The organism is Xanthobacter autotrophicus (assembly GCF_030015065.1).
Taxonomy (GTDB): domain Bacteria; phylum Pseudomonadota; class Alphaproteobacteria; order Rhizobiales; family Xanthobacteraceae; genus Xanthobacter; species Xanthobacter autotrophicus_D.
The window spans coordinates 1-6,337 of the sequence record NZ_JAIVFN010000175.1 but is presented as its reverse complement, the minus strand read 5'-3'; the positions used below and the strand labels follow the sequence as shown (position 1 = coordinate 6,337).

The window sequence follows — 6,337 nt, the reverse complement described above, 5'->3', positions numbered from 1 at the left end:
GGGTGGGGGCATGGCGGCGAGAACCGGGAAGCGTGCCAAAACCCCCTTTTCCGCCCCCTCATGCCGCCCGGGCAAGGCTCCTGGCGTGGTCCAGGGCCATCTCCAGCCGGTCGTTGCCCCAGAACAGATCCCCGTCCGCGGTTACGAAGCTCGGGGCGCCGAAGATGCCGCGCTGCTTCGCCTCCTCGGTCTGGTGCCGCAGGCGGTCCTTGTTCTCCTGTTGTTCCGCCTCCGCGATGACGTCGCCGTAGAAATGGCCGAGGCCCGCGAGAATCTGGCGCAGGGTCTCGCGGTCCGAAATGTCGCGGCCCTGGGCGAACTCGGCGTAGAACACGGCGCGGGTGAAGGAAGGTCGGCATGCGTCGTTGAGATAGACGGCGAGACGCGCGGCCAGAAGCCCGTTGGCCGGAAAGGGGTCCGGCTTCGTCACCGGCGGCAGGCGCGCCTGCACAGCGAGGCGGTCCAGATCCCGCCACATATGGGCGCCCTTGAGCGGGTAGGTGTTGAAGGGCGAAGTGGTATAACCCTGGCCCGCGAAGATGGGGCCGAGCAAGAAGGGCTTCCAGGCCACCTGCACATCCGCCAGCTCGGCCAGCGCCGTAATCCGGGTAGCGGCGAGGTAGGAGTAGGGCGAGGCGAACTCGTAATAGAAGTCGAGGGTGCCGCTGGCCATGGGCGCGTCCTGCCTGTACATCGCTGCGTCAATCTGCGGCGGGGTGGCGCCCTTTCGCAAGCGGTTGAGTCAAAGTCGGGCCGGAGGTCGGGTGACGCCTTGAAGTGGGTGCTGTTCTTCGCGCTGGTGATCGGCGCCGCGGTGGCGATCCTGTTCACCGTCTTTCCGGACTGGGACATGGCCATCGCCGGCCTGTTCTGGGATGCCTCCGGGCGCCATTTCATCCTCGCCGGCGCGCCCTGGGCGCAGACCGTGCGCAACCTCGCCAACTGGATCCCCTGGGCCATCGCCGCCCCCGCCTTCGCCGCCATCGTGCTGAAGCTCCTCTTCCCGCGCCGGAAGATGTTCATGCCGGCGCGGGCCGCGGTGCTCCTCGCCTTCACCATGGCGATGGGGCCGGGCCTGCTGGTCAACGGCATCCTGAAGCAGGAATGGGGGCGGCCGCGGCCGGTGCACGTGGACACGTTCGGCGGCCGGGATGCCTTCAAGTCCTGGTACGAGACGGACGGGACCTGCCCCGGCAATTGCTCCTTCGTCTCGGGCGAGGGCGCGCTCGGCTTCTGGATGACGGCCCCCGCCAGCCTCGTGCCCGGCCCGGCGGGAGCGGTGGCCATGGTGGCGGCGGTCGCCTTCGCCAGCGTGGCGGGGGGCCTGCGCATCGCCTTCGGCGGCCATTTCTTCACCGATGTGGTGTTTTCCGGCGTGCTGGTGATCGTCCTCGTGGTGCTGACGCGCTATGTCCTCTACGACCGCAGGCGTGCCCCGAGCGACGCCGCGGTGGAGCTGGCCATCGGCCGGACCGGGCTGAAGCTCAGGTCCCTCCTCGTGCGCGCATGGCGCCGGGTCTGGCGCCGGGCCTTGCCTCCGCGTCGCACGGGCCTATAGTCCGCGCCGCCCTTCCTATCCCTACAAAACTCCCGAGAGACCTGATGGCGCGTGACGTGAAGAAGGTGGTGCTGGCCTATTCCGGTGGCCTCGACACCTCCGTGATCCTGAAATGGCTCCAGACCACCTACAATTGCGAGGTGATCACCTTCACCGCCGATCTCGGGCAGGGCGAGGAGCTGGAGCCCGCGCGCAAGAAGGCCGAGCTTCTGGGCATCAAGCCCGAGAACATCTTCATCGAGGACGTGCGCGAGGAATTCGTCGCCGACTACGTCTTCCCCATGTTCCGCGCCAACGCGGTCTATGAGGGCCTGTACCTCCTGGGCACCTCCATCGCCCGGCCCTTGATCGCGAAGAAGCAGATCGAGATCGCCCGCAAGATGGGCGCCGACGCCGTCTCCCACGGCGCCACCGGCAAGGGCAACGACCAGGTGCGCTTCGAGCTCGGCTATTACGCGCTCGAGCCGGACATCACCGTCATCGCTCCCTGGCGCGAATGGGACCTGACTTCCCGCACCCGGCTGCTGGAGTTCGCGGAAGCCCACCAGATCCCCATCGCCAAGGACAAGCGCGGCGAGGCCCCGTTCTCGGTGGACGCGAACCTGCTGCACTCCTCCTCCGAGGGCAAGGTGCTGGAAGACCCGGCGGAGGACGCGCCGGACTATGTCTTCCAGCGCACCATCTCCCCCGAGGAAGCCCCGGACGAGCACACCCTCATCACCATCGCCTTCGACAAGGGCGACGCGGTGGCCATCAACGGCGAGGCCCTGTCCCCCGCCAGCCTGCTCACCCGCCTCAACGAGCTGGGCAAGGCCAACGGCATCGGCCGCCTCGATCTGGTGGAGAACCGCTTCGTGGGCATGAAGTCCCGCGGCGTCTACGAGACCCCCGGCGGCACCATCCTGCTCGCCGCCCATCGCGGCATCGAGAGCATCACGCTGGATCGCGGCGCGGCGCACCTCAAGGACGAGCTGATGCCCCGCTACGCGGAGCTGATCTACAACGGCTTCTGGTTCTCGCCCGAGCGGGAGATGCTGCAGGCCGCCATCGACCACTCCCAGGCCTATGTGACCGGCGAGGTGACCGTGAAGCTCTACAAGGGCAACGCCACCGTCATCGGCCGCAAGAGCCCCTATTCGCTCTACAACCAGGAACTGGTCACCTTCGAGGAAGGCGCGGTCGCCTACGACCACCGCGACGCGGCGGGCTTCATCAAGCTCAACGCCCTGCGCCTGCGCACCCTCGGCAGCCGGGCGCGCAAGATCTCGGAGTGATCTGAGCTTCCGCAGCAGGGGACACATGCAAGGCCGGTCGCTCCGGGAGGGCGACCGGCCTTTTTGCGCCGGACCCGACACCTGTCGGGCCGTCATGGCCGGGACAAGCCCGGGCATGACCTCGCGAAGAAATAACGCGGGGGATTCCTTCCCCTCCCGCGCTGCCGCTCACCCCTCCCCCGGTCCGGGGATCAGCACCCTGAGGGCGTTGAGGATCACGGCCACGTCGATGGCCTCCTGCAGCAGCGCGCCGGCCACCGGCTCCAGAAGGCCGAAGGCGGCTGCCACCATGCCCATCAGCGACAGGCCGATGCCGATGAAGACGCTCTGCCGCGCGATGGCCAGCGCCCGCCGGGCAATGGCCATGGCCTCGGCAAGGCGGTCCAGCCGGTCCACCAGCAGCACCACGTCTGCCACCTCGGCGGATGCGGCGGCGCCGCGCGCGCCCAGCGCCACGCCCACGTCGGCGGCCGCCAGCGCCGGAGCGTCATTCACCCCGTCGCCCACCATCATCACGGTGCCGCGGGCCAGCCGGGCATGGGCTTCCACCACCTGAGCCACCTTGCCCTCCGGCTGAAGGTCGCCCGCCCAGCTGTCGAGGCCAAGGCGCCGGCCCAGCGCCTCCACGGCCTCCATCCGGTCCCCCGAGGCGAGGGCGATATGCTCCACCCCGCCGGCCCTGAGCGCGCCGAGCATGGCCGCCGCATCGTCGCGGACCCGGTCGGCCAGCAGCAGCAGGCCGGCAAGCCGTCCGTCCAGTCCCACCGCCACCACGGCGCTCATCGCGCTCAGGCCGTTGCGCAAGGCCGCCGGATCACCCTGCGTGCGCGCCGCGACGAAGCCGCAGCCCCCGACGACCACGTCCCGCCCCTCCACCCGCCCGGAGATGCCGATGCCGTCGTCCTCGACAGCACGCTCCGGCGGCGCGAGGACCAGACCGCGCGCCTTGGCCGCCTTCACCAGAGCCGCCGCCACCACATGGGCCGAAGCCTGATCGAGGGCGGCGGCGACGCGCAGCACCTCGTCGGCGTCGCAGCCGGGCGCCGCGCGGATCTCCTGCAGCTCGGCCCGGCCGTGGGTGAGGGTCCCGGTCTTGTCGATGACGAGGGCGCGGACGGCGGCCAGCTTCTCCAGCGCCCCGCCGCTCTTGACCAGCACGCCGCGCTTGGCTGCCCGCGACAGGCCGGCCATGAGCGCCACCGGCACCGCGAGGATGAGCGGGCACGGGGTCGCCACCACCAGCACCGCGAGGGCCCGCCGCGGATCGCCGGAGAGGAAGGCCGCCCCGAGCGCCAGCGCCAGCGAGACGACGAGGAAGGCGAGGGCATAGCGATCGGCCAGGCGCGCCATGGGCGCACGGCTGGCGGCGGCGGCCTCCACCAGGCGCACGATGGCCGCGTAGGTGCTTTCGGCCGCCGGCCGGAGCACCCTGATATCAAAGGCGCCGCCCACATTGACGGCGCCGGACGGCGCCTCCTCCCCCGCATCGAGCCGCACCGGCTGCGCCTCGCCGGTGAGGGACGACTGATCGAGCACGGCCGCCCCGCCGACGATGCAGCCGTCGGCGGGAATCGTGTCTGCATGCCGCACGAAGACCACGTCGCCACGCTTCAGCACATTGATGGGCACCTCGGAAAGGCTCTCGCCCTCCCGCCGCAGGGCGGAGCGGGGCGCACGGGCGACGAGCGCGGTCATCTCCCGCCGGGCGCGCCCTTCGGCGAAGCGCTCCAGCTGCTGGCCGCCCGCATACATGAGGGCGACCACATTGCCCGCCAGCGGCTCGCCGAAGGCCAGCGCCGTCGCCATGGAGAGTGCCGCCAGCAAATCGAGACCGAACCGGCCTTCCCCCAGAGCCAGCGCAATGTCGAGGACGAGCACGGCGAGCACCGGCACGGTACCCGCCACGAAGGCGAGGAAGGCCCCCCGCTCCTGCCCCGCCGCCAGCAAAGCGAGGCCGGTCAGCAGCGGCAACACGGCGGCCGTCAGCAGGAGGTAGCGGTTGCGTGCCAGGCCGACGCCCATCACTGTCGGTACTGCCCCGGGCATCCGTGTCTCCTCGCCCGTGGCCATGCGGTCGCATTGCCTTTGCGGACCATCGCTAAAATAATGTTAGAAATATTCTAATTTGGAGTCATCCGGGATGTCGCGCTTTTTCCCCGGCCGCCGTCGCTTCGCCGATCTGTCCGAGCAGGAAGTTCTCGCCCTCGCCATTTCGTCCGAGGAGGACGACGCCTACACCTATTCCGACTATGCCGAGACCCTGCGGAAGGATTACCCGGACACCGCCAAGGTGTTCGAGGCCATGGCAGCGCAGGAGCGTGGCCATGCAACCAGCCTCACCCGCGAATATGAGCGCCGCTTCGGCCCCCATGTGCCGCTGATCCGGCGTGAGAGCATCGCCGGCTATTACCATCGCCGCCCGGTCTGGGTTGTCGCCAATCTCGGCATTGAGCGCATCCGCGCGGAAGTCGGGCGGATGGAGGACGAATCCGCCAATTTCTATCTCCAGGCCCAGAAGAAGGCGTCCGATCCCGGCACCCGCGCACTGCTGGAAAGCCTCTACCGGACCGAACTGCAGCACGAGGAGATCGCGGGCTCCCTGGCGGACCGTTACCTGCCCGTGGACAAGCGCACGGAAGAGAACGAGAAGGCCCGGCGCCAGTTCGTTCTCACCTGGGTGCAGCCGGGCCTTGCCGGCCTGATGGATGGCTCGGTCTCCACCCTCGCCCCGATCTTCGCCACCGCCTTCGCCACGGAAAACTCCCACACCACCTTGCTCGTGGGCCTCGCGGCGGCGGTGGGCGCCGGCATCTCCATGGGCTTCACCGAGGCGGTGCACGACGATGGCGTCATCTCCGGCCGCGGCTCGCCCATCAAGCGCGGCATCGCCTCCGGCGTCATGACGGCGGTGGGCGGCCTCGGCCACGCTTTGCCCTACCTCATCCCCCAGTTCTGGACCGCGACCGCCATCGCCATCGCCGTGGTGTTCGTGGAATTGTGGGCCATCGCCTTCATCCAGAACCACTACATGGAAACGCCGTTCTGGCGCTCGGTGATGCAGGTGGTGCTGGGCGGCGCGCTGGTGCTGGCGGCGGGCATCTTCATCGGCGGCAGCTGACGGCGACGGCGCGGCCTGCACCGTTGGGCGGTGCCTCGGTTCGAAAGTGCGCGGCTTCGACCGGACACGATGGAAGCCCTCCCCCGCAAGCGGGAGAGGGGGCGACGACGCCACTTGCTCAAGATCATTGGCGCGGCCGGCGCAAGGGTGCGAACCTTCCTTCGTATTGGGGGGAGGTCCGCATGCTCGCCATGGTCCTGAAGCGGAGCGGGGAGAAGCTGGTCGCGGAGGAACGGCCCGACCCGGTCGCGGGGCCGGGCGAGGTGGTGGTCGCGGTTGCCGCCTGCGGCGTCTGCCGCACCGACCTTCACGTGGTGGACGGCGAACTGCCCCAGACCGTGCTGCCCATCGTTCCCGGCCACGAGATCGTCGGGCGGGTGGCCGCGC

6 protein-coding genes are annotated in these 6,337 nt (G+C 69.6%); 4 read left to right on the top strand and 2 right to left on the bottom strand.

Translation table 11 applies throughout. The features are described from left to right. Positions 1-58: 58 nt before the first annotated feature. A complete protein-coding gene (locus tag K9U40_RS21470; protein WP_282892150.1) occupies positions 59-673 on the bottom strand; it encodes a 2-hydroxychromene-2-carboxylate isomerase in 615 nt (204 codons plus the stop codon). 177 nt (positions 674-850) lie between these two features. Between K9U40_RS21470 and K9U40_RS21465 the strand changes: the two genes are divergently transcribed. After that, positions 851-1,558, top strand: a complete 708-nt coding sequence (locus tag K9U40_RS21465) for a phosphatase PAP2 family protein (RefSeq protein WP_432715930.1) — start codon at positions 851-853, stop codon at positions 1,556-1,558. A gap of 44 nt (positions 1,559-1,602) precedes the next feature. Then, positions 1,603-2,832, top strand: a complete 1,230-nt coding sequence (locus tag K9U40_RS21460) for an argininosuccinate synthase (protein WP_282892149.1) — start codon at positions 1,603-1,605, stop codon at positions 2,830-2,832. Between the two features lie 168 nt (positions 2,833-3,000). Here the strand turns inward: K9U40_RS21460 and K9U40_RS21455 are convergent, their stop codons facing one another. After that, positions 3,001-4,878: a heavy metal translocating P-type ATPase gene (locus K9U40_RS21455; RefSeq protein ID WP_282892148.1), complete on the bottom strand. Its 1,878-nt coding sequence runs from the start codon at positions 4,876-4,878 to the stop codon at positions 3,001-3,003. Positions 4,879-4,972: 94 nt separating this feature from the next. On the opposite strand from K9U40_RS21455, the gene mbfA reads away from it, so the two are divergent. Further along, positions 4,973-5,950, top strand: a complete 978-nt coding sequence (gene mbfA / locus K9U40_RS21450; RefSeq protein WP_282892147.1) for an iron exporter MbfA — start codon at positions 4,973-4,975, stop codon at positions 5,948-5,950. 182 nt (positions 5,951-6,132) lie between these two features. Next, on the top strand, positions 6,133-6,337 hold a 205-nt coding region (locus K9U40_RS21445), incomplete at its 3' end, for an alcohol dehydrogenase catalytic domain-containing protein (RefSeq protein ID WP_282892146.1).